The 21,706-nt window shown below is 42.7% G+C and carries 26 protein-coding genes and 4 pseudogenes; 16 read left to right on the top strand and 14 right to left on the bottom strand.

Going from position 1 to position 21,706, the window contains the following annotated elements:
• Positions 1-57 precede the first annotated feature (57 nt).
• From MKP07_RS32715 to ypfJ, 3 genes are all read left to right on the top strand, one after another.
• Entirely contained in the window at positions 58-498 is a 441-nt protein-coding gene (locus MKP07_RS32715; protein ID WP_240852260.1) for an acyl-CoA thioesterase, read from the top strand.
• A gap of 3 nt (positions 499-501) precedes the next feature.
• Positions 502-1,185 carry an endonuclease/exonuclease/phosphatase family protein gene (locus tag MKP07_RS32710; protein WP_240852259.1) on the top strand — a complete coding sequence of 228 codons (684 nt, stop codon included), beginning with the start codon at positions 502-504 and terminating at the stop codon, positions 1,183-1,185.
• Positions 1,186-1,416: 231 nt separating this feature from the next.
• The gene (ypfJ, locus tag MKP07_RS32705; protein ID WP_317236195.1) at positions 1,417-2,319 is read left to right on the top strand and encodes a KPN_02809 family neutral zinc metallopeptidase; all 903 of its coding nucleotides are present in this window, start codon (positions 1,417-1,419) and stop codon (positions 2,317-2,319) included.
• Positions 2,320-2,437: 118 nt separating this feature from the next.
• Here the strand turns inward: ypfJ and MKP07_RS32700 are convergent, their stop codons facing one another.
• The 13 genes from MKP07_RS32700 to MKP07_RS40375 form a co-directional block, all read right to left on the bottom strand.
• Entirely contained in the window at positions 2,438-3,091 is a 654-nt protein-coding gene (locus MKP07_RS32700; protein ID WP_240852258.1) for a hypothetical protein, read from the bottom strand.
• Between the two features lie 13 nt (positions 3,092-3,104).
• Positions 3,105-3,740 (bottom strand): AAA family ATPase, encoded by a 636-nt coding sequence (locus tag MKP07_RS32695; protein ID WP_240852257.1) that lies wholly within the window; start codon positions 3,738-3,740, stop codon positions 3,105-3,107.
• 177 nt (positions 3,741-3,917) lie between these two features.
• Positions 3,918-4,325: a GxxExxY protein gene (locus MKP07_RS32690; protein WP_240852256.1), complete on the bottom strand. Its 408-nt coding sequence runs from the start codon at positions 4,323-4,325 to the stop codon at positions 3,918-3,920.
• 86 nt (positions 4,326-4,411) lie between these two features.
• Positions 4,412-4,702: a vWA domain-containing protein gene (locus MKP07_RS32685; protein ID WP_240852255.1), complete on the bottom strand. Its 291-nt coding sequence runs from the start codon at positions 4,700-4,702 to the stop codon at positions 4,412-4,414.
• A complete protein-coding gene (locus MKP07_RS32680) occupies positions 4,699-5,106 on the bottom strand; it encodes a vWA domain-containing protein (protein ID WP_240852254.1) in 408 nt (135 codons plus the stop codon). Before MKP07_RS32680 ends, MKP07_RS32685 begins: the two co-directional genes overlap by 4 nt.
• Entirely contained in the window at positions 5,046-5,507 is a 462-nt protein-coding gene (locus tag MKP07_RS32675) for a vWA domain-containing protein (protein WP_240852253.1), read from the bottom strand. Before MKP07_RS32675 ends, MKP07_RS32680 begins: the two co-directional genes overlap by 61 nt.
• A gap of 161 nt (positions 5,508-5,668) precedes the next feature.
• Positions 5,669-7,975 carry a hypothetical protein gene (locus MKP07_RS32670; protein ID WP_240852252.1) on the bottom strand — a complete coding sequence of 769 codons (2,307 nt, stop codon included), beginning with the start codon at positions 7,973-7,975 and terminating at the stop codon, positions 5,669-5,671.
• On the bottom strand, positions 7,950-9,206 hold the full coding sequence (locus MKP07_RS32665; RefSeq protein WP_240852251.1) for a glycosyltransferase family 117 protein: 1,257 nt from the start codon (positions 9,204-9,206) through the stop codon (positions 7,950-7,952). The genes MKP07_RS32670 and MKP07_RS32665 overlap by 26 nt, the downstream gene beginning before the upstream one ends.
• A gap of 180 nt (positions 9,207-9,386) precedes the next feature.
• Positions 9,387-9,587, bottom strand: coding sequence for a hypothetical protein (locus MKP07_RS32660; RefSeq protein ID WP_240852250.1), 201 nt, complete (start codon positions 9,585-9,587; stop codon positions 9,387-9,389).
• A complete protein-coding gene (locus tag MKP07_RS32655) occupies positions 9,503-9,814 on the bottom strand; it encodes a DUF4294 domain-containing protein (protein ID WP_240852758.1) in 312 nt (103 codons plus the stop codon). The genes MKP07_RS32660 and MKP07_RS32655 overlap by 85 nt, the downstream gene beginning before the upstream one ends.
• Before the next feature lie 16 nt (positions 9,815-9,830).
• Positions 9,831-10,109, bottom strand: coding sequence for a hypothetical protein (locus MKP07_RS32650; protein WP_240852249.1), 279 nt, complete (start codon positions 10,107-10,109; stop codon positions 9,831-9,833).
• Positions 10,110-10,236: 127 nt separating this feature from the next.
• Positions 10,237-10,638: a DUF92 domain-containing protein gene (locus MKP07_RS40380; protein ID WP_262920184.1), complete on the bottom strand. Its 402-nt coding sequence runs from the start codon at positions 10,636-10,638 to the stop codon at positions 10,237-10,239.
• Between the two features lie 20 nt (positions 10,639-10,658).
• Positions 10,659-10,949, bottom strand: a complete 291-nt coding sequence (locus MKP07_RS40375) for a DUF92 domain-containing protein (RefSeq protein WP_262920109.1) — start codon at positions 10,947-10,949, stop codon at positions 10,659-10,661.
• Between the two features lie 315 nt (positions 10,950-11,264).
• Here MKP07_RS40375 and MKP07_RS32640 point away from each other — a divergent pair, with 315 nt between their 5' ends.
• From MKP07_RS32640 to bshC, 13 genes and pseudogenes are all read left to right on the top strand, one after another.
• Positions 11,265-12,146 carry a prephenate dehydratase gene (locus tag MKP07_RS32640; RefSeq protein WP_240852248.1) on the top strand — a complete coding sequence of 294 codons (882 nt, stop codon included), beginning with the start codon at positions 11,265-11,267 and terminating at the stop codon, positions 12,144-12,146.
• A complete protein-coding gene (locus tag MKP07_RS32635; protein ID WP_240852247.1) occupies positions 12,137-13,291 on the top strand; it encodes a pyridoxal phosphate-dependent aminotransferase in 1,155 nt (384 codons plus the stop codon). Before MKP07_RS32640 ends, MKP07_RS32635 begins: the two co-directional genes overlap by 10 nt.
• 135 nt (positions 13,292-13,426) lie before the next feature.
• Positions 13,427-14,176 (top strand): prephenate dehydrogenase, encoded by a 750-nt coding sequence (locus tag MKP07_RS32630; protein ID WP_240852757.1) that lies wholly within the window; start codon positions 13,427-13,429, stop codon positions 14,174-14,176.
• A gap of 119 nt (positions 14,177-14,295) precedes the next feature.
• Positions 14,296-15,381, top strand: coding sequence for a chorismate mutase (locus MKP07_RS32625; RefSeq protein WP_240852246.1), 1,086 nt, complete (start codon positions 14,296-14,298; stop codon positions 15,379-15,381).
• A gap of 141 nt (positions 15,382-15,522) precedes the next feature.
• Positions 15,523-15,888: a hypothetical protein gene (locus tag MKP07_RS32620; RefSeq protein WP_240852245.1), complete on the top strand. Its 366-nt coding sequence runs from the start codon at positions 15,523-15,525 to the stop codon at positions 15,886-15,888.
• On the top strand, positions 15,797-16,537 hold the full coding sequence (locus MKP07_RS32615; protein ID WP_240852756.1) for a 3-dehydroquinate synthase: 741 nt from the start codon (positions 15,797-15,799) through the stop codon (positions 16,535-16,537). The genes MKP07_RS32620 and MKP07_RS32615 overlap by 92 nt, the downstream gene beginning before the upstream one ends.
• Before the next feature lie 114 nt (positions 16,538-16,651).
• The gene (locus MKP07_RS40370; RefSeq protein ID WP_262920106.1) at positions 16,652-17,431 is read left to right on the top strand and encodes a 3-phosphoshikimate 1-carboxyvinyltransferase; all 780 of its coding nucleotides are present in this window, start codon (positions 16,652-16,654) and stop codon (positions 17,429-17,431) included.
• A gap of 14 nt (positions 17,432-17,445) precedes the next feature.
• On the top strand, positions 17,446-17,994 hold the full coding sequence (locus MKP07_RS40365) for a 3-phosphoshikimate 1-carboxyvinyltransferase (RefSeq protein WP_317236194.1): 549 nt from the start codon (positions 17,446-17,448) through the stop codon (positions 17,992-17,994).
• A gap of 73 nt (positions 17,995-18,067) precedes the next feature.
• Positions 18,068-18,307, top strand: coding sequence for a chorismate synthase (locus MKP07_RS40360; protein ID WP_262920105.1), 240 nt, complete (start codon positions 18,068-18,070; stop codon positions 18,305-18,307).
• A gap of 61 nt (positions 18,308-18,368) precedes the next feature.
• Positions 18,369-18,617, top strand: a pseudogene (locus MKP07_RS40350) (chorismate synthase); the annotation flags it as partial.
• Positions 18,614-19,056 (top strand): annotated as a pseudogene (locus tag MKP07_RS43300) (chorismate synthase). The pseudogenes MKP07_RS40350 and MKP07_RS43300, both read left to right, overlap by 4 nt.
• Before the next feature lie 112 nt (positions 19,057-19,168).
• Positions 19,169-19,429: a GlsB/YeaQ/YmgE family stress response membrane protein gene (locus tag MKP07_RS32590; RefSeq protein ID WP_240852243.1), complete on the top strand. Its 261-nt coding sequence runs from the start codon at positions 19,169-19,171 to the stop codon at positions 19,427-19,429.
• Between the two features lie 215 nt (positions 19,430-19,644).
• Positions 19,645-21,248, top strand: a pseudogene (bshC, locus tag MKP07_RS43295) (bacillithiol biosynthesis cysteine-adding enzyme BshC).
• Here the strand turns inward: bshC and purE are convergent.
• Positions 21,245-21,705: pseudogene (gene purE / locus MKP07_RS32575) on the bottom strand (5-(carboxyamino)imidazole ribonucleotide mutase). The pseudogenes bshC and purE overlap by 4 nt on opposite strands.
• Position 21,706: the final 1 nt, after the last annotated feature.

Here is a 21,706-nt window from a genome sequence, read left to right as displayed (position 1 = left end):
CGTATCATTGTTACGGAACTGATAAACGCAATTTTTACCTGTTTAAAATGATTATCAATGGCAGCTTTTATCAAACAAGTGCAGATAAGATGGTCCGATCTGGATGCCAATGCACATCTACGTCATAGTGTTTATTATGATTGGGGCGCCTACTGCCGTATAGAATTTCTGCTGGAGCATGGGCTCTCTACGTCCAAAATGCATGAGTTACAGATTGGCCCTGTTCTTTTCAGAGAAGAGTGTATATTCAGAAGAGAAATCAGGCAGGATGACTCCGTTACGATCAATGTGGAGCTTACGAAGGCTAGAAGAGACTTTAGCCGTTTTTCGATGCGGCATACTATCATTAAAAATGGCGACACTGTAGCAGCTATTTTAAACCTGGATGGCGCATGGATGGATACCGCCAGGCGAAAGTTGACTACTCCGCCGGAGCTGGTAGTGAATACTTATGATGCAATGCCTAAATCGGAGGATTTTGAATGGTTAAACCCCTAAGATATGCGTTTGATTAAGTGTTTGTTGATTTGTATCGCATTGTTTACTGGTTTTATTGTATCCGCGCAAACCCTTACTGTGATGAGCTATAATATTCATCATGGTGCGGATAAGGAAGAGAAAGATCAGCTTGCAGCAATGGGTGCATTCATTAAAGCATCGGGTGCCGATATTGTAGGCTTGCAGGAAGTCGACAGCGTTTGTACCCGAACTGCCGGAGTTGACCAGATGAAGGTACTGGGACAATTAACCGGGATGCATTATGCTTTTGTACGTCATTTTGATTACCAGAGAGGGGCGTATGGTATGGGTGTATTGTCGCGATATCCCATTATACAGGTGGAGAATAAAAGAATGAGCTTATTGAAAAGCAAGAATCCGTCTACCGCAATGATCAGTGCTGTGATCAGTATATCCAAGAAAAGAAAGATCAGGTTTGCCTCAGCCCATTTTGCGTTGGATGACTCTTCACGGATGGTGCAGGCACAGGAAGCAGTAAGATATCTGGATGCTGATCCGTATCCGGTGATATTAACAGGTGATTTAAATGCAACTCCGGAAGCCCCGAGATACAATACCTCGAAGGTTATTTTATTGGAACGGATCCTAAACAAATGGAAACTTATCCTGCGCCGGTTGCTACCAAAAAGATCGATTATATTTTTATACGAAAGAAAAACCTCGTAGATGTAGAGCGGCATTCGGTGCCCGTTAATAGTTTGTCCGATCATCTGCCGGTAATTGCTACTATTGAATTAAAATAGCCTCAAATCCGGTGGCATACCCAACGCCGTATATTTCTGCTTACTACGTGCCAGTTTTGGAATATTACCCCTAATTAGCAACTTCGCAGCATTTAATGGCACGATATTTAAGAAAATAATATAAACTATTATTCATTAGTGTAAATCAGCATTTATGAAATGGAGAGGTCGGAGAGAAAGCTCTAACGTAGATGACAGGCGCGGCATGTCTGGCGGAGGACTTGCTGTAGGCGGAGGTATTGTGGGTCTTATCGTTTATTTATTATACAGTTTTTTGGGCGGCAGCGGTGAGCCTCCTGTAGTACCCGATTTGAACCGCGGTACAATTAATAATGCCCAAAGTGAACAAAGGCTGAAGCAGGAGGAAGAGCTGACCAGTTTTGTAAAAGTAACTTTGGCCGATACTGAAGATGTTTGGGGGCAATTGTTTGCTCAGAACGGGCAGCGTTACATAGAGCCTTCGTTAGTGTTGTATTGGGACAAAACTGAATCTGCATGCGGGTATGGTACTGCAGCTTCCGGCCCGTTTTATTGTCCCGGCGATAACCAGTTATACATCGATCTGTCTTTTTATGAAGAAATGCAGTCCAAACTGGGGGCAGGCGGCGATTTTGCCCTGGCCTATGTACTGGCGCATGAAGTGGGCCATCATATTCAAAATTTGAACGGGACTGCTGAAAAATTACAGCAAATGCGCGGGCGGCTAAGTGAAGCGGAATTTAATAAATACTCCGTAAAGATGGAATTGCAGGCAGATTTTTTAGCGGGTGTATGGGCGCACCATGCGCAGCAAACTAAAGATATCCTGGATGAAGGAGATATAGACGAAGCGCTGAACGCTGCTAACGCAATAGGGGATGACAGGTTACAAAGAATAGCACCGCACTGTAGTCCCGGATGCATTTACGCATGGCACGTCAGCGCAAAGAATGCACTGGTTCAGGAAAGGATTTCAAACCGGCGATATCAGGCAGGGAGACACGTTTTCAGATCCCTCTCTAAATTGACAGGCACAGGCAGGAGAATATCAGGAAAGACGTTTCAGTACGAATACTGAAACGTCTTTTAGTTTGAATACTATTGTAATTGGAAGGGAACAAATTTTCGTACGGTATTGTTTTACGCTTCTTCATCAAAACCCAGTTCTTCATCCTGTTCATCATTCCCCATATTCATCATGCTTCCAAACAGGTCTTTAAATTCGATCTTATTTTCAAATAGCTTTTTACTAATGGAGGAGTAGGAGGCAAGGCCATGCAGTACGAACTCCATGAGTAAGCCAGACTGCAGATCATTGGCTCCGGGGAAGTATTTTTCACCAGCGCATGTAAGCCATCCACACCGTAGAGCAGCTGTATTTTTTGCTCATCTTTGGTATTAAAAGGAATATTTAGTTGGTTGCCTTTGTCGAACCATGCTGTAATGGACCGGTAAGGGTTCTCGTCTGCTTTTTGTTGGGCTGATGGTTTACCGGTATTCCTGCGTTTTTTCAGCTGATCGGGATCAGGGAAATATTTTACGAACTGTGAGCGAATGGCTTTATCCACCAGGTTCATGGCTACCTGGTAAGGCCCTTCCTGTTCTCCTTCGTATACCAGTTCTACCTTACCTGTTATAGAAGGGATGATTCCAGCAAGGTCCGATATCCAAACCTGTGTGGTCGACTCGCTATTGATCAGCGCTCTTCTTTCGGCAGCGCTTACTGCATTCTCCCTGGCAGATATGGTAAGGCGCGCACTTACGCCACTTTTCTTATCTACAAATTCACTGCTGCGGGCTTCAAAGGCAACCTGCTCAATTAATCGTTTTACCAGGTCGCTAATAAGCACTTTATCTACTACATCACCATGAACGAAAGCTTCCTGCTCTGTGATATCCAGGGCCTGTTCCAGTGTTCGGGGATAGTGGGTTAATATCTGTTTGAATACGGTCTTTGAGTGGTGTAACGATAGAGCCGCGGTTGGTATAATCTTCAGGGTTCGCGGTGAATATAAAAAGTATATCCAGCGGCATTCTTAATTTAAAACCACGTATTTGTATATCCCCTTCTTCCAGGATATTGAATAAAGAAACCTGTATACGTGCCTGCAGATCCGGTAATTCATTAATAACAAAAATGCTTCTGTTGCTACGCGGAATGATACCATAATGCAACACGCGTTCATCTGCAAAGCTGAGTTTGAGATTGGCCGCTTTGATGGGGTCGATATCACCAATAAGATCGGCAACGCTTACATCGGGAGTAGCTAGCTTTTCGCCATAACGCTGGCTCCTGTGCAACCATTCAATAGGTGTGTCATCTCCTTTTTCAGCAATCATATCCATTGCATATTTGGAGATGGGGTTGAGTGGATCATCGTTGATCTCACTACCCGCAACAAAAGGTATATATTCATCCAGCAGGTCGGTCATCTGTCGGGCCATACGCGTTTTAGCCTGTCCACGTAAACCCAGTAAAAGGATGTTGTGCTTGCTCAATAATGCCCTTTCTGTTTCAGGTATTACAGAGTCTTCATAACCTACAATACCGGGGAAAGTAGTTTCTCCTTCTTTCAGCTTTTGTATCAGGTTTTGTCTTATCTCTTCTTTTATCGATTTGGATTGGTATCCGGATTTTTTAATTCTCCGATTGTATTGACCATGATTGGGGTGGATTTATGGATTTAATGGATTATTTGAATCTCTATATTTCTGATTTTCCAGCCTTTTGAACTGAAGGCTTGTGCTGCCAAAATTGATAAGCAAGCCTACCTGCATGTTATAAGCTTCCAGGTAATTTTTAGCCTGCGCGAGGTGCACATTTTCCAATTGAATAATTGCTTTTAATTCGAGCATTATTTTATCTTCTACGAAAAAATCTACCCTTCTTTCACCAATCATTTTTTCCTTGTAAAAAATGGGCATGTTCATTTCCCTGACAAATTTTATCCGCCTGTCTTCAAATTCAATTTTTAATGCTCTTTGATAAATTACTTCCTGAAAACCGTTTCCTAAAGTTGCATGAACAGACATCGCTGCACCTATTATTTTTTCGGTAATTTCTTTGAATTTATAATCTGGCATAATTCTAAGTATCTGATTGCCAATTTACGACCTGGGCGGCATGTTTAAATCTTCTAAAAAATCTTTTAATCTGCCCAAATCATAGTTCAGACAACGGTCTTCGACTTACCGCTTTCAAAGTCTTTAAAGATAAAACTTCCCAGGTTGTCTAAGGAAGCAAAGTAGGCCTTGCCGTGATTCATTTCTGTAAATTCCTGTACAAAGCGCTGCAGGTAGGGGTCGGTTGCGATCATAAATGTAGTAATAGGAATTTTGTTTTTCTTGCATTGTGCTGCCAGGTTCATACAGCGGTTAACTACTTTACGATCCAGTCCGAAAGCGTTTTTGTAATAGCGTTTGCCTATTTTAAGACAGGTAGGTTTGCCATCGGTGATCATAAAGATCTGCTTATTAGGATTTTTCTCCGCCTAAGGATGTCCATGGCAAGCTCTAAACCCGCTACGGTGTTGGTATGATACGGGCCTACCTGTAAATAGGGAAGGTCTTTGATCTCCACCGGCCAGGCATCGTTTCCAAAAACTACGATGTCCAATGTGTCTTTCGGATAACGGGTAGTGATGAGCTCACTCAATGCCATGGCTACCTTTTTAGCCGGCGTGATCCGATCCTCTCCATAAAGGATCATGGAGTGGGATATATCGATCATTAGTACCGTAGACGTTTGGGTTTTGAAATCTGTTTCCCGGATGCTAAGGTCATCTTCACGAAGGGAGAAGCTATCTACCCCGTGATTGATCTGGGCATTACGGATGGACTCGGTGAAGTCGATCTGCTCCAGCATATCCCCGAATTGAAAAGGCCTGGTTTCTGGATTGATCTCGTCGCCCTGACCTGGCTTGAAGGTTTTATGATCACCTGCCTGCTCTTTTTGAGCTTACCGAAAATCTCTTCCAGGCTCTTTTTACGAATGCCCTGCTCTGTTTTAGGAGTGATCTTTATCTCTCCTTTTTGCTGATCTTCACTGATGTATCCCTTCTGCTTCAGGTCTTCTATGAAATCTCCCATTCCATATTCACCATCTGTCAGCTGGTATTGCTTATCTAATTCATTTAGCCATTCCAATGCCTCGCCCACATCGCCACTGGTGTAAGTGAGCAGCTGCATAAAAATGTCTAAAAGCTTTTCGAAGGGAGTTTTCCCTTCCTGGTTACTGTCAAATTTTGAGAAATGAAACCCACGCATATATAAATATAACGTTTTACTGGTTGATTGGTTGAATGGTGAATGGTGAATAGTGAATAGATAATAGTGAATGGATCATGGTGGGGGAGGGAGTAAGAGGCGGGCTCAAAAAGGCCGTCCGGTTAGGGACAGCCTTTCACTAAAATTCAGATTTGTAAATATTATTTAGCCGAATCAGCAGCAGTTGCTTTTTTCGCGCTATCAGCTGCTTTTAACAAAGCTTCAGGTGTTATTTCCTGTGCCGGATTTTTAGCTGCTTTTTTAAGCGGATCATACTGCTGCTCTACCTGTCCTAATACTTCATTCATTATTTCGTTCAGTATTACTTCGGTATGCTCCAGACCAGCGTAGAACTCTGGTTTTTCAGCCTTCAGGTATTCATAATAACTTCTCTGGCTGGCGATATCCTTTTTGATATCCTCTGCCACTTTGCGGGCCTGGTCTAATTTGCCAGCCTTGTAATACGCTTCGGTTAATAAAATACCAGTTTGGTTATGCTGGCTGTAGCGGCTCGTCATTCCATAAGGTAAATTCTCAGGGCTTATACCTGCAGCTTCCCTGTTCAATAACTTAACAGCTTCGTCGGTTTTACCTGCATCGGCCAAATTACCCGCAGCTTCCGCAAAAATACCCCTGATATTCAAAAGGTATTGACGGTTTACTTCATCAAAATAAACGCCTTTTTTATTAGCGCCACCAAATTCGAACTTTTGAAGATTCTCAAAAATAGCTTTAAGATTATTGTCCTTTACAGAAGAACCACCCGCTCTCATAGCTCTCATGGCCTGGTCAGTAACCCAGTTTTGCTGGGGTGCTTTAGCCTGGAATGGAACAAGTCTGTAAGCAAGTCCGTCCTTACGCAGGTGCTGCCCAAATCCTAATTCACCATACGCTGCAGTGAAATAAATAGGCCTTTGCCATTTATTGGTAGCAATGATATTCAGCATAATGAGATCGTTACGTGCAATAGCACCCGATGGAATTTCAAATGCCATTTGGTCCACCACGCTATCAGCAGGTGTTGCCGTACCATTTTTATATACCAATTGTTTATCTACCGGTACAAAGAATTTTTTGAAAGGCATAGTGTTCGGGCCTACATCGTTGCCATCTTCGTCTTTCACTTCCTGACCTAAATAGTCCTTCATAATATCATACAACGGGTAGAAGGCGTTCGCATCTATAGCCTGTCCCTGTTGCTGTTGTCCCAGGCGAATATATTCCCTGTTATGCCCTTCTATTTGTTCAGGCGACCAGATCACATCCACACCATCTGCTTTGTTGATCTTATAACGAAGCTGGTTGATATACCAATCGATACCCAGTAGGCTGGTATTGATAATCCGGATGTCGGTTCTGATACCTTCAACCTCCTGTGCATACCAAAGCGGGTAAGTGTCGTTATCGCCAAAAGTGAACAGGATGGCATTAGGTGCACAGCTTTCCAGGTAATCTTTAGCCAGGTCTGGAGCTAATGTTTTCTGGCTACGGTCATGGTCATCCCATTCCTGCTGGGCCATTAATACGGGTACCAGCAAGCAAATAGCACCTGCTGTTATACCAGCCATTTTTAGATTACTGCCCTTGCCGGAAGCCGCTTTTACAATATAAGTAACAGCTGCTACTACTGCAACGAATAAAATGGCAGCTACCAGGCTTGCCATTATGGCTCCGCTGGCAGATCCTGTAAGACTGCTGATGATCGTAACCAGGAAGGTAAGCGTAGCGCCGTATATCAATACCTTTTTAAATAGCTCTTTATCTGTTTTTTCCAGGGCTAGTTTTACAAACGCCAACACCGAAATACCGATCCAGATAGCAAATACATACATGGCGCCTACAAATACATAGTCCCTTTCCCTCGGCATATTACCTGGTGCATTAAGGTATAATACAATGGCTTCACCCAGGAAGAAGAAAAGAATGGCGGTAACAATAAAGTCATTTTTGTTTCTCAATAACTGGAAAACAAATCCCAGTACCCCTAAAATCAGCGGCAACATAAATAGCTTATTGTTCGCTTTGTTAACCTTTAAGCTATCTGGCATTTTGCTCTGGTCTCCCAGACGTGCATTATCCATCAGGCTGATACCCGAAATCCAGTTGCCATCTCTCTTATTTCCAAATCCCTGCAGGTCATTCTGACGTCCTGCAAAGTTCCACATAAAATAACGCATGAAGAGGAAATCTGTCTGGTAGGTAAGGAACCAGTTAATATTTTGTCCGTAACTGGGTGCTTCATACTTCGTTTGACCGGTATTGGGATCCTGCTGCTGGCCTATCCCTAACCAATCGGCATAGAACTGCGCATGGTTCTGATCATTACTGGAGTCCCAGATACGCGGGAATAGCATTTTATCACCGCTTTGATACCGCACTTCTCTTGCAGGACCTGTTTGAATATATTTCTCTTTTCCTTTGGTATATTTCATCTCTCCTAAGCTATAGGAGAGAACCATTTTCATCATAATCTACTTCTGCTGCAAAATGCGGCCCGTAAATAAGCGGAGCACTGCCATACTGTTCACGTCCGAGGTAATACACCAGGTTGATCGGGTTGTCTACATTGTTCATATCAATGCCTGGGTTGGCATGGCTACGAATCAGGGAAGTGAAGTACATAAAATACCCCAGCATCATAAATGCATAGCACCAAAGCGATAACTTCAGCACTTTTAGAGCAGATGTTTTAATGAAATATCCTAAAACAGCACCAATGATCAGGAGTAAAATGATCTTAAAAGCGGCCATGGTACCTGAGAAGGCGAACGGTAAAAAGGCTAATGCAAAGAATAAAGAAGTCCAGGCAATTATTTTTCCTTTAGAAACATTGGTTTTGAAGGTTAAAGCCCACCCAATTAAAATTGCTATGATGATAAAGTAAGCTGCAAAACCAGAGAAGAAAGGCATGCCAAAACTGTTTACAAAAAGAATATCAAACCAGCCTGCAGCCTTCATACTATACTGAATTACGGCAACCTGTACAATACCCGTAATTACACATCCCACTAAAAAAGCAATAACGGCTCCCTTGGTAGTGGGTTTGTATCGACGATAATAGTAAATCATTACAATCGCCGGTATGGTTAATAAGTTTAATAAGTGAACGCCGATAGAAAGTCCCATCATGAAGAAAAGGAAAATGATCCATTTGTCAGCTCTAAGTCTACCGGTTTCGTCATTGCTGGCATGTTCATCTGCATGTTCCCATTTCAGCATGATCCAGAATACAAAAGCGGTGAAGAAAGATGATAAGGCGTATACTTCGCCCTCAACAGCACTATACCAGAAAGAATCAGTAAAGGTATAAGCTAATGCACCCACTACGCCCGATCCCATAACCGTGATCATTTGTGGTTGGGTAAGCGCTTCGCCCGCCTTTACAAACATTTTACGTGCGAAATGGGTGATGGTCCAGAACAGGAACAGGATAGTGCCCGCACTTGCCAGGGCGCTCATAAAGTTCACGGCGTTACCTGCGGTTTGCGGGTTGTCTCCAAATAAAACTATAAAAAATCTTCCCAGTAAAGTAAACAAAGGTGCGCCGGGAGGGTGGGGCATTCCTAATTTAAAGGCACAGGCCACAAATTCACCGCAATCCCACAAAGAGCCCCGGGCTTCTCTGGTTAGTGTATAGGTAAGCGTGGCTATCGCAAAAACCAGCCAGCCGGTGATGTTGTTTACTTTTTTAAAATTCATGTGAAAATTTAGTTTATAACGCTCGCAAAAATAGGGATAAAGCCTGCATTTACAGTTTTTGGCGTTAGTATTAGGAGAAAATTATCAGCAGGCCAAAAAATACTGCAAATCGTTGATGTTGATGCCGGCAGAGGCATTGCCTTCACCCAGGTGATTTATATAATAAGAATAGCCAGCGCCCTACTGCCTGATATAATTGGGATTCTGATAAGGATTATTATACCAGCTGGCGTCAATTTCTCTTACAAAATTTTCAATATCCCGGTCAAAATTGTCCTTTAGGTTATAATCCTGTTTCAGGCTACCGCCATAAAAAATGCCACCGTTTGATAGATACGGGCATTCAATCCCCCTTTGTATTCTTTTAAAATTTCGTAGCAATTGTTGCCTGTTTGCCGGTTGATCAGCTTCATTAATACCTTTCCTTGGTATACTGACAGGTTGGTAAGCGGGTCGGCAAATTGCTTCTTTAACTCTTTTTCTTTAGCTTTTATAAGCGCCTTCTTATCCTTTTTCTTGCCGAGCGCCTCAGCGTCGCGGTTGATCTGGTTGATCGTATTACCAGCAATACGGGCATACGGATAGCAAACATATACGGCATTTCTCAGCCGGTTATACTCTTTTTTACCTGCTCCAGTTTGGCCGGGGGAGTTTGGATATCCATATATTTTCCTCCTCGGTGAAAGGCATCATTTTAAACGAGTTATAGTCTGTTCCGTACCAGATAGCGCCTATTTTGGTAAGGTCATTAGGCCCCCAGTCTTTCATGATCTGCTCCATGGTCGGACGTGGAGGAATGCGGATGCTGTCGGCTGCAGGAGCCGTTTGCGCACGGGCATACATTACAAAAGCTGTAGCAGTTAGTGCGCAGAACCCATATTTCCAAAGGTTTTTCAACTTCACAAAGTTAGTTGCAATTGGGGTAATTAATAAAGCTCAAAGATGTAAAATAGAACAAAATAATACTAATGGTTTTAGTTAAAGTATGGTTTCTCTGTTTTGATTGATGTGATTGAATGGCGGATAATCGTCAACGCAGTAAATTCAGTATCAACACAAAAATAGCTGCTGCAATCGTGTTGAGGAAGTTAACTGCGTTATTACTAATATACCTCTTGTTTTCTAAGGCAGCTCCAAGGATCGAATCGATGAGATTGCCTACGATACCCGCACCAACGATAAGTAGCAGGTCCGTATTCCAACCCTGCCAGAAGGAATATAGGAGCGCAATAACCAAACTGCCTATGCATCCGGCCAGCGTTCCCTCTATACTGATAACGCCGTTAGCTCCTTTTACTCCTTTTCTAAAAGAGAGTATATGATAGAAGCGCCTGCCATATACATTACCTAGCTCCGAAGAAACCGTGTCGGCCGTGGCAGAAGCAAAGCAGGCTGCTATAATCAATGGTGCGTGTAAATGTAACTCAGGCAGTATCCAGGCAATCAGGCCGGCTATAGCGGCGGCACCGCATTGGCGAAAACCTGCGCTGCCGTTCTTTTGCCCTTTTGAGATTCGGCTAAACCCTCCGCTATTTTCTGATTCATCTTCCAGGAGGTAACGAGTACGCCGAGTAGGAAAAATACAGCCATCAGGGTAATGCCTGAAAACCCGGCTCCCGCATAAATACAACAGCTTAATATACCACCTGTAATGGCCGCTAATAGTGTGAGTTTTTTGAACAAAACACTCGCTGCCATACCCAACGATATGATCAGTAAAAATATGCAGAAGTCTGGATGCATTATTATGCAAGATAGGCCACTGTACTGCATTTTAAACTACCGGTTGTTAGTTTCTGAGGTTAATATATTGCTCAAACGTTTGCATAAAATATATTTGTTTATTTGATTTTATCTTTTAAATTTGCGGTATAATGACAGCAACTCGATTTTTTACCGGTTTTTATTTTAGCTTCTTTTTTGAAATGAAGCCGGGAATGCTTTAGTTGAAACGAAACAGATAAAAATAATTCAACATAAAAAGAATCCTGGCAAAATAAAGCCGGGATTTTTTTTTAGCACTTACCCGGTCTTGCCAGGATAAGTAAAAGTTTTAAAATGGTGCCAAAAGCCGACAGTTCGCAGGAACAAACAGTAAGTAAACCAAACAGCAGCCCTCACATGGCCATCCAGGGTTTTGAAGGATGTTTTCATCAACAGGCCGCTAATCACTTCTTTAATAAAAATGTAACGGTGGAGTGTTGTACCACTTTTAAAGATGTGATGGTAGCCGCAAAAGACGCTAGTCGTACTGACGGTTGTATCATGGCCATTGAAAATTCAATAGCCGGGAGCATACTGGCCAATTATAATTTAATACAGGGGAGCAACCTGAAGATCGTGGGAGAAGTATATATGCAGATCCACCAGAACCTGCTGGTAAACCACGGTGTAACTTTGGAAGATATTAAAGAAGTGCACTCTCACACCATGGCTCTGCAACAATGTTATGAATATCTCGACCAATACAAATGGAAGCTGGTGGAGAGCGATGATACTGCCTTGAGCGCAAAGCATATTGCTCAATATAAAAGCAAGCATACGGCTGCTATCGCCAGCAGCCTGGCTGCCGAGATATACGACTTAAATGTTATAGCGCCGAAGATCCAGACATTGAAAAAGAACTATACCCGTTTCCTGGTTTTAAAAAGACCGGAAGATATTGAGGAGTCACAAACGGGTAATAAGGCGTCGATCAATTTTCAAACAATACATAAAGAGGGAGCGCTGGCGAGGGTTTTGGGCGTAATGGCCATACATAAAGTAAATATGTCCAAGCTGCAAAGTTTTCCCATTCCCGGCTCAGAGTTTAAGTACCAGTTTCATGCAGACCTGGAATTCGATAATATTAAAACCTTTGAAAGGGTAATTGAGAAACTGAAACCATTAACAGAAGCGATTAAAATTTACGGCATTTATAATAAAGGTATATGGAAGTAGCAAAAAGATTGCAGGGCGTAGGAGAATACTATTTTTCTCAGAAGCTGCGGGAGATCGATGAGCTGAATAAGCAGGGCAAGAATATTGTAAACCTGGGCATAGGTAGTCCGGATCTGCCTCCACACCCTGATGTTGTAAAAGTTTTGTTTGAAGAAGCTCAAAAGCCCAATGTGCACGGTTACCAGAATTATAAAGGCAGCCCGGTTTTAAGAAAGGCTTTTGCAGACTGGTACCAGAAATGGTATGGAGTATCGTTAAATGCTGATACAGAAATTTTACCGCTGATCGGGAGCAAAGAAGGCATCATGCATATTTGTATGACCTATTTAAATGAAGGCGATGCGGTGTTGGTGCCTAATCCTGGTTATCCTACCTATCGTAGTAATGTAACCATCGCGGGTGGTGTTTGCATCAACTATGATTTGAAAGAAGAAAATAATTCCCAACCCGATTTTGATGCGCTGGAAGCAACGGACCTGAGCAAAGTGAAATTATTCTTTGTGAACTATCCGCAAATGCCTACAGGACAGCAACCAGATAAGGAGGTATTTGCAAAGCTGATCGCTTTTGCACGTAAACATAGTATCTTAATTGTACATGACAATCCGTACAGCTTTGTGCTGAACGACGAGCCTGTCAGCTTATTAAGTATCGAAGGAGCGAAAGATGTGGTAATCGAATTGAACTCACTTAGTAAGTCTCACAATATGGCCGGCTGGCGGGTAGGTGTGCTTTGCGGTGCCGCAGAAAGAATTAATGAAGTGCTGCGCTTTAAGAGCAATATGGATAGTGGCATGTTCCTGCCTTTACAGTTGGCTGCTGCGAAAGCATTAACATTGGGTAAGGACTGGCATGATGAGGTAAACGTCATTTACAGGGAAAGAAGAGAAAAGGTTTTTCAATTACTGGATCTGCTAGGTGCAGTGTATTCGAAAAACCAGGTGGGTATGTTTGTATGGGCTAAAATACCCGCGGGTTATAAAGATGGTTACGCAATAGCAGACGATGTGCTATATAAAGCCAATGTATTTATTACCCCTGGTGGTATTTTCGGAAGCGCCGGGAATGAATATATAAGAATAAGCCTTTGCGGATCGGTGGAACGATTTGATGAAGCAATTAAAAGAATAAAAGCAGGGTTGTAAATAAAGGCTGCATAGCAGCGAAATGTTTAGTGGCATGAACAGTCGGAAAAAAATAGCAATTGTAGGAGTGGGACTCATTGGTGGATCAATGGCTTTGCAGTTGCATGAAAAAAGCTTTCCTCCCGTTTGATTGGAGTGGAAGCCAGTGCGCAACACGCCGAGCAGGCATTGGAGTATGAACTGGTGGATGAAGTGTTACCATTGGATGAAGCTATTGAGGCTGCTGATGTAATTATACTATCCGTTCCGGTGAATGTGCAGGTAAACCTCCTGCCGCAGATACTGGATAAAGTAACGGACCAGATCGTTATGGATATGGGCTCAACCAAATCTGACCTGATTGCCGCGATACAAAGTCATCCCAATCGCGGACGCTATGTGGCCACACATCCGATGTGGGGAACCGAGTACAGTGGCCCAACTGCAGCAGTAAGAGGCGCATTTGAAGGAAAGGCCGTAATCATCTGCAATCGTAGCGAAAGTGATGCAGATGCGGTAGAATGGGTGGATAAAATGTACCAGAAAATTGGTATGCGGGTAGTGGATATGGATGCCCGTGCGCATGATCTGCACGTAGCCTATGTAAGTCATATTTCTCATATCACGTCTTTTGCACTGGCTAATACGGTCTTGGAAAAGGAAAAGGTAGAAAGCGCCATTTTCCAGATTGCATCAGCCGGTTTTGAAAGCACGGTGCGTTTGGCAAAGAGTAACCCGGCTATGTGGGTGCCCATTTTTCTTCAGAATAAAGAAAATATACTGGATGTATTATCCGAGCACATCGATCAGCTCACAAAATTTAAAGAATATATCGCCAATAGCGACCAGGAAAACTTACAGTCGTTAATATCAGATGCCAATAAAATAAAAAGAATCATCAAATAAACAATTAAATTTGCCGGATGGAAAATTGATTAAAAACTATTCAATGTTTTCATTATAAATGAATAAATTTTAAAACAAACTCTTTCGGTTATTAAATAAACATCAATAATTATATTTCAATGAGCACTCAGCAGGTTTCATCAAAAGAAAAAATCCAGGAACTATGGGCTAAAAGGCCGATTATCGTAAGCGGTCCTTGCAGCGCCGAAACGGAAGAACAAGTGTTGGCTACAGCACAGCAACTAGCAGCCACCGGTAAAGTAGATATGCTACGCGCCGGCATCTGGAAACCACGTACCAAGCCCGGTATGTTCGAGGGAATCGGGGCTAAAGGTTTACCCTGGCTTCAGAAAGCAAAACAGATCACAGGTTTACCTACAGCTATCGAAGTAGCTACTGCTAAACAGGTACAGGATGCTTTAACTTTTGATGTTGATGTGCTTTGGATAGGCGCCCGTACTACAGTGAACCCTTTCAGCGTACAGGAAATTGCGGATGCTTTACGGTGTAGATGTACCGGTATTGGTAAAAACCCGATCAACCCTGACCTGGAATTGTGGGCAGGTGGTGTAGAAAGGATCGCCCGGGCAGGTATTAAAAACCTGGGTTTAATTCACCGTGGGTTCTCTTCTTATGGTAACACACAGTACCGTAATGCACCCATGTGGCACCTGGCTATTGAAATGAAATTAAAATACCCTGAGCTGCCGATCTTTAACGATCCTTCTCATATCTGCGGTAAACGCGATAACCTGTTAGAGGTTTCTCAAAAAGCAATTGACCTGGACTACGACGGTTTGATGATCGAAAGCCATATCGATCCGGATAATGCCTGGAGCGATGCTAAACAGCAGGTAACTCCGGCTCGTTTGAAAGAAATGATGGAAGCCATCATCTGGAGAAAAGAAGATGTAGATAATAAAGACTATCACCAGGCCCTGGAAAAATTACGCCAGCAGATCAATCACCTGGATGATGAAATGCTGCAAATCTTATCTCAGCGTATGAAAATTGCTGATCAGATCGGTCAATATAAAAAAGACAATAACATTACGATTTTACAGCCAGGCCGTTGGCAGGAAATTATTGAAAAGACAGCTGCCCGTGGTGAAAAACTAGGATTAAGCCGCGACTTTTTGAATAAATACTTAGATGCGGTTCACCTGGAAAGTATCAACCACCAGAAACAGGTTTTAGACGCCTAAGTGGAAAGTACGATATTAAAGGTACGATGTACGAATAGATGATAAGGTCGTACATCGTACATCTTACATCTTACATCGTACATGGTGTACGTTACATTGTACGCTTTTGCTTATTTCTCCATCGTCTAAAACTTTTCAACTTTGGCTCAGACCATTAAATTCTCCAACGCTTCTACCGATTTTTATTTTGACAGTTCTTTAAAAGAGCTGGGAAAAATAGTGGATAAGAGAAGTGCCATTGTTATTACTGATGAAAATATTTTTAAAGCTCATGAGGCTAAATTCAAGGGCTTTACTACCATCGTAATTCCTCCCGGTGAAGAGCAGAAGAACCAGTCTTTGGTGGATGGTCTTATCGGTCAATTGATCGAAAAAAGCAGACCGCAAATCGGTATTGATTGGTGTAGGTGGCGGCGTGATCACCGATATTACCGGGTATACAGCATCGATTTATATGCGCGGGATCCGCTTTGGTTTTGTGCCAACAACTATATTGGCCCTGGTTGATGCATCTATCGGAGGCAAAAATGGGATTGATGTTGGTGTATATAAGAATATGGTTGGCATTATCCGGCAGCCTTCCTTCCTGTTGCACGATCTTTCTTTATTACAGTCTTTGCCTGAAAAGGAGTGGCAAAACGGGTTTGCCGAAATTATTAAACATGCCTGCATTAAAGATGCCGCTATGTTTAAGCAGTTGGAGCAACATAGCCTGGCTGATTACATGAAGGATAAAAAGCTGGTGGCTGAATTGGTTCAGCGCAATGCCCTGATCAAAACCAAAGTAGTACAAAAGGATGAATTTGAAAAAGGGGACAGGCGTTTATTGAACTATGGTCATACCATCGGGCATGCTATTGAAACGCAGTATGGTTTAATGCATGGCGAGGCAGTTGCCATAGGTATGGTGTATGCCAGCCAGATCTCCGAGCAATTATTGGGTTTTGACGCAAAAGAAAGAGTGAAGGCGTTGATTGAAAAATACCAGTTACCAACTACTATTTCTTTCGACGCTAAAAAAGTATTTGAAGTGCTGGCAATGGATAAGAAACGTGTTCAGAAAGAAATGAATTTTGTGCTGTTGAATAAAATAGGAAAGGCCATAGTACATCCTATTCCGCTACAGCGCCTGGAAAAAATAATTAATAAATTGTAAGAAGGCGATAGATGGTCCTCGTTTTCTAAAGATTTGCGAAGTGTCCATGACTGCCGTCAGGCAGGTTCGCTGCGAATCATTAGTCATCGTCTTTGGCGATGGAAAAATTAACACATGAATGTAACGATTTCCCCCTCCGTTTTAAAAGGTGATATTTTAGCTCCGGCTTCCAAAAGCTCCATGCAACGTGCTTGTGCAGCGGGTTTGGTGGCTGCAAAAAGATCTGTAGTATATAATCCCGGACATAGCAATGATGACAAAGCCGCGATGGGTATTATACAGGCTTTAGGTGCCATTATTGAAAAGGGAAATGAAGAAATTACGATTGATAGTACTGGTTTTTCTCCGGCTGCTGAAGTAGCATTTATGAATGGCGACCAGGGTGGTACTATTAATTGCGGTGAAAGTGGCTTAAGTATTCGGATGTTTACTCCGCTGGCCGCATTAACCAGCAATAAAATAACGATCAATGGCGAAGGAAGCCTGGTTACAAGGCCGATGGATTTCTTTGATGAGATCCTGCCACAGGTGGGAGTTACGGTGGCGTCTAACGGTGGTAAATTGCCATTGGTGATACAGGGCCCTTTACAGCCTAAAAATATAACTATTGACGGTTCTTTAAGCTCTCAGTTTTTAACAGGATTGTTACTGGCTTTTGCGGTAGCGCCGTTCGAAGGAGACAGTGTTTCCATAAAGGTGAATAACTTAAAAAGCAAACCTTATATCGATCTGACTTTAGATGTTATGAAGAAATTTGGTTTGAAAGTTCCTGAGAATAAAAACTATGAAGAGTTTATTTTTCATAAAGATGCTGTTCCTGCTGAAGTAACTGCTAACTATACGGTAGAAGGTGACTGGAGCGGTGGAGCCTTCCTGCTCGTAGCCGTGCGATAGCTGGCAATATTACGGTGAGAGGTTTAAGCACTGCCAGTACACAGGCTGATAAAAAAATTACAGAAGCTTTAATGGCTGCTAATGCTGGTATCGCGATAGATGCGAAAGGCATTCAGCTGCATAAAACGGAAATGAACGCTTTTGAGTTTGACGCTACAGATTGCCCGGACCTGTTCCCTCCATTAGTAGCTCTGGCTGCTTATTGTAGTGGTATAACCAAGATTAAAGGAGTGAGCCGCCTGGCGCATAAAGAAAGCGATCGCGGTATTACTTTACAAGAGGAGTTTGGTAAAATGGGATTGAAGGTTGATCTCGATGGAGACCTGATGCATGTACACGGCGGAAATGGATTAAAAGGAACCCTGGTGCATTCTCGTCACGATCATCGTATTGCCATGGCTTGCGCTGTTGCTGCATTAAGAGCAGAAGGCGATACTACCATTGAGGAAGCTTATGCGATCAATAAATCCTATCCTGATTTTTATGATCATATCAAAACATTAGGCGCCCAGGTAAAAGGAGGAATTGATTTGTCGGCATTAAAAGAAGGGTTTAAAGGCTAGATTTTTGGCGCGCTATAAGCGCATTGCACATCATATGACGTACCTCGTACCTCGTACATAAAATATAATTATTATGAACTCTTTTGGCAGAATTTTCAGAGTGCAGATATTTGGTGAATCTCATGGAGATGGCGTGGGAGTAGTAATAGATGGCTGCCCGGCCGGCCTGGATATTCCGGTAGAGGATTTTCTGCCCGATATGGAACGCCGTAAAGGGGGACGCAAAAAGGAGCTACGCCCAGGAAAGAAGATGATATTCCTATTTTCAGGAGCGGTAATTTTAATGGAAAGACGACGGGCTTTCCTATTATGATCTTTTTGAAAACAAGAATACACGTAGTGGCGATTATGAAAAGCAACGCAGCTTTCCGCGTCCGGGTCATGCTGATTTTGTAGCCCATAAAAAGTTTGGAGGATTTGAAGATTATCGCGGGGGAGGGCATTTTAGCGCCCGCTTAACTACCGGGTTGGTTGGTGCAGGTGTTATCGCCAAAAAACTATTAAAGGGTATTACGGTTGAGGCCAGGCTTACCGAGATTGCCGGGGAAACCGACCTGGAAAAAGGGCTACAGAAAGGCATTGATGCGAAGGATTCCGTGGGGGTATTATTGAATGTCGCGTGAACGGCTTGCCGCTGGGTTTAGGCGAACCGCATTTCGATTCAGTAGAGTCTTTACTAGCCCATGCGATGTTCTCGATACCGGCAGTTAAGGGAGTAGAGTTCGGAAGTGGTTTTGCAGCAGCCAAAATGTTTGGTAGCCAGCATAACGATGCTATTGAAAATATGGAGGGGAAAACAACCACTAACCATGCGGGGGTATTGTAGGTGGCATTACCAATGGCAACGAATTAGTATATCGTATAGCTGTAAAACCCACAGCATCTACACCTAAACAACAACATAGCTTAAACTGGGAGACCGGTCAGGCTGAAGATTTTTCGGTAAAAGGTCGCCATGATCTTTGTGTAGCTCTAAGGGCGCCGGTAATTGTTGAAGCTGCTACAGCCATAGTTTTGGCAGACCTGATGATGCAGGAGCAAAAAATTCCACGTATAGTTTAATATTTTTTATTGTGCATTAGGATGTGAATAAAAATAGTTTAGGTAAATGCTTTGGCATGTTTTTTAATAGTAAATTGGTAATAAATTTTACCAACCTTAAAAAATTAAAACTATGAGCATTTTGTCCTGGATAATTTTTGGATTAATCGCTGGCGCAATCGCCAAGGCATTACATCCCGGTAAAGACCCTGGTGGTTGGATTGTGACCATTCTGATTGGTATTGCCGGCGCTTTTGTTGGTGGATGGATTGGCACACAGGTTTTAGGTGTTGCTATCGATGGTAATTGGTCGTTCAAAGGATTTGCATTTGCTATTGGTGGCGCCATATTGCTGCTTTGGATTTATAGCATGGTTACCCGAAAACGAGCATAGGTTTTTGATCAGCTTAAGATATTGCCACCCTTTTAAGGGTGGTTTTTTATTTTACGGGACTGCCAGCTTAAAAAACTATTTCAAAATAAAAGCGTTATAGTACTTTCATCCATGTATTTTTATCTTTTTAATAGTCAGTTCGAATTCGCCAAAGTAATCGCTCCTATATCAGGTGAGTGTTGCAGGCGTATTTCGTTTGGTAAGCTAAAGACGATATGAACTTCAAAGCAACCGGAATTCCTTATGGACAAACACATTCATTTTCCAAACTTGCTTTGGATTATTTGAATGACTCTGAGGCGCTGCAGCCATTCTATCAGCAATTTCCCCGGGCTGAATCTTTAGCCGCCACTTTAAAGGCGAAAGGTGCTTATGAGCAAAACAGGCAAATTCTGGTTGATGTATTAACGGCTCAGTATCAGAACCTCGATCAAACAGAAGCGCTGGTGAAAAGTATCGGGTTGTTAAAACAGTCCAATACCTTTACGATCACTACGGCTCACCAGCCCAATATCTTCACAGGTCCTTTATATTTCGTTTATAAAATTCTACATGCCATTAAGCTGGCTGAATATTGTCATACACTTTATCCAGACTATAATTTTGTACCGGTTTATTACATGGGCAGTGAAGACGCTGACCTGGATGAATTGGGGCATATTCATTTGAACGGTGAAAAGCTGGTTTGGAACACCAGGCAAACCGGTGCGGTAGGTAGAATGACAATAGACAATGATCTGTTAAAGCTGGTAGACCGGATTGAGTCAGAAATAGGAGTGCAGCCTCACGGAATGGATATCATGAAGGCTGTAAAAAGTTTTATGTAAAAGGTAATAATATACAGACGGCTACACTTGGGTTGGTAAACTACCTGTTTGGGAATTATGGGCTGGTAGTAGTGGTACCTGATAGCCCGGTATTAAAGTCGGTTGCTATAGATCTTTTCAAAGATGAATTGCTGCATCAGCGTTCTTCAGGTATTGTGGGAGAGACGGCACAGAAGCTGGTAGAAGCGGGCTATAAAGCCCAGGCGCATGGGAGGGATATTAATCTTTTCTACCTGAAAGATAACGGAGAGCGGTTGCGAATAGAAAGAGATGGTGATAGCTGGATGGTATTAGACAGCGATATAAGGTTTACTGAAGAAGCCCTTCTTAACGAATTGGCGTCGCATCCTGAAAGATTTAGTCCGAATGTTATCCTGCGTGGCCTTTTCCAGGAAATGATCTTGCCGAATATTATTTTTGTTGGCGGAGGAGGAGAGCTGGCTTACTGGCTGGAATTAAAAGGTATATTCGATCACTACAAAGTGCCTTATCCGCTGCTGGTATTGCGCAATTCATTTCTTATCATCAATCGCAAGCAGGTAGAACGGATAACTAAGTTGAATTTTACCCAACAGGAACTATTTCTAAGCTCACTGGGTTTAAAAAATAAATGGGTAAAAGCAAATAGTCAGCATGATCTTTCCACAGAACAGGCGCAGCTTACTATTAAAAACCTATTCGAGTCGCTGGCTGACCAGGCAGCACCTATCGATCCCACATTGAAAAGACATATTTACGCACTTCAAAAACAGGAAGAAAGAAATATCGTTGAGTTGGGAAAAAAGTTTCTGCGGGCTGAAAAGAAGAACTATAACGATGCCATGCGACAAATTGATAAGCTAAAACAACAACTATTTCCCAATAATAATCTGCAGGAGCGGGTAGACAATATATTACCTTACCTTGCCTGTTGGGGGCCCGGGCTCATTGATATTCTTTACCAAAACTCTTATGCTTTTGAGCAGCAGCTCGTAGCTATTGCAGAGCACTAATCGAAAGTATTGGCATATCCTTTTTCTTTCAGGTTGTTTACCTTTACCAGCACTTCTTTTTCAAGGTTTTCCTTATAGCTTTCCACGTTGCCACCTACCTGCTCATTAGTAATACCAATAATTTGTGCTGCCAGTATGCCTGCATTTTTTGCGGCGTTTAAAGCAACAGTAGCTACAGGTACGCCATTGGGCATTTGTAAAATGGAGAGAACACTATCCCAGCCATCGATCGAATTACTCGATTTAACCGGAACGCCTATCACCGGTAAAGGGGTGATAGACGCTACCATGCCTGGTAAATGAGCTGCACCACCGCACCAGCAATAATTACTTTTAAACCTCTTGATTTCGCCTGCTGCGCATATTCAACCATGCGCAGGGGAGTTCTGTGTGCAGAAACAACCGTTAGTTCGTATTCAACACCCAGGTCTTTTAAAATATCTGCTGCAGCCTGCATG

Origin of the sequence: Paraniabella hibiscisoli, assembly GCF_022512515.1 — a bacterium.
GTDB classification, from domain to species: Bacteria; Bacteroidota; Bacteroidia; order Chitinophagales; family Chitinophagaceae; genus Niabella; species Niabella hibiscisoli.
This window is presented reverse-complemented; position numbering and strand designations above follow the sequence as displayed.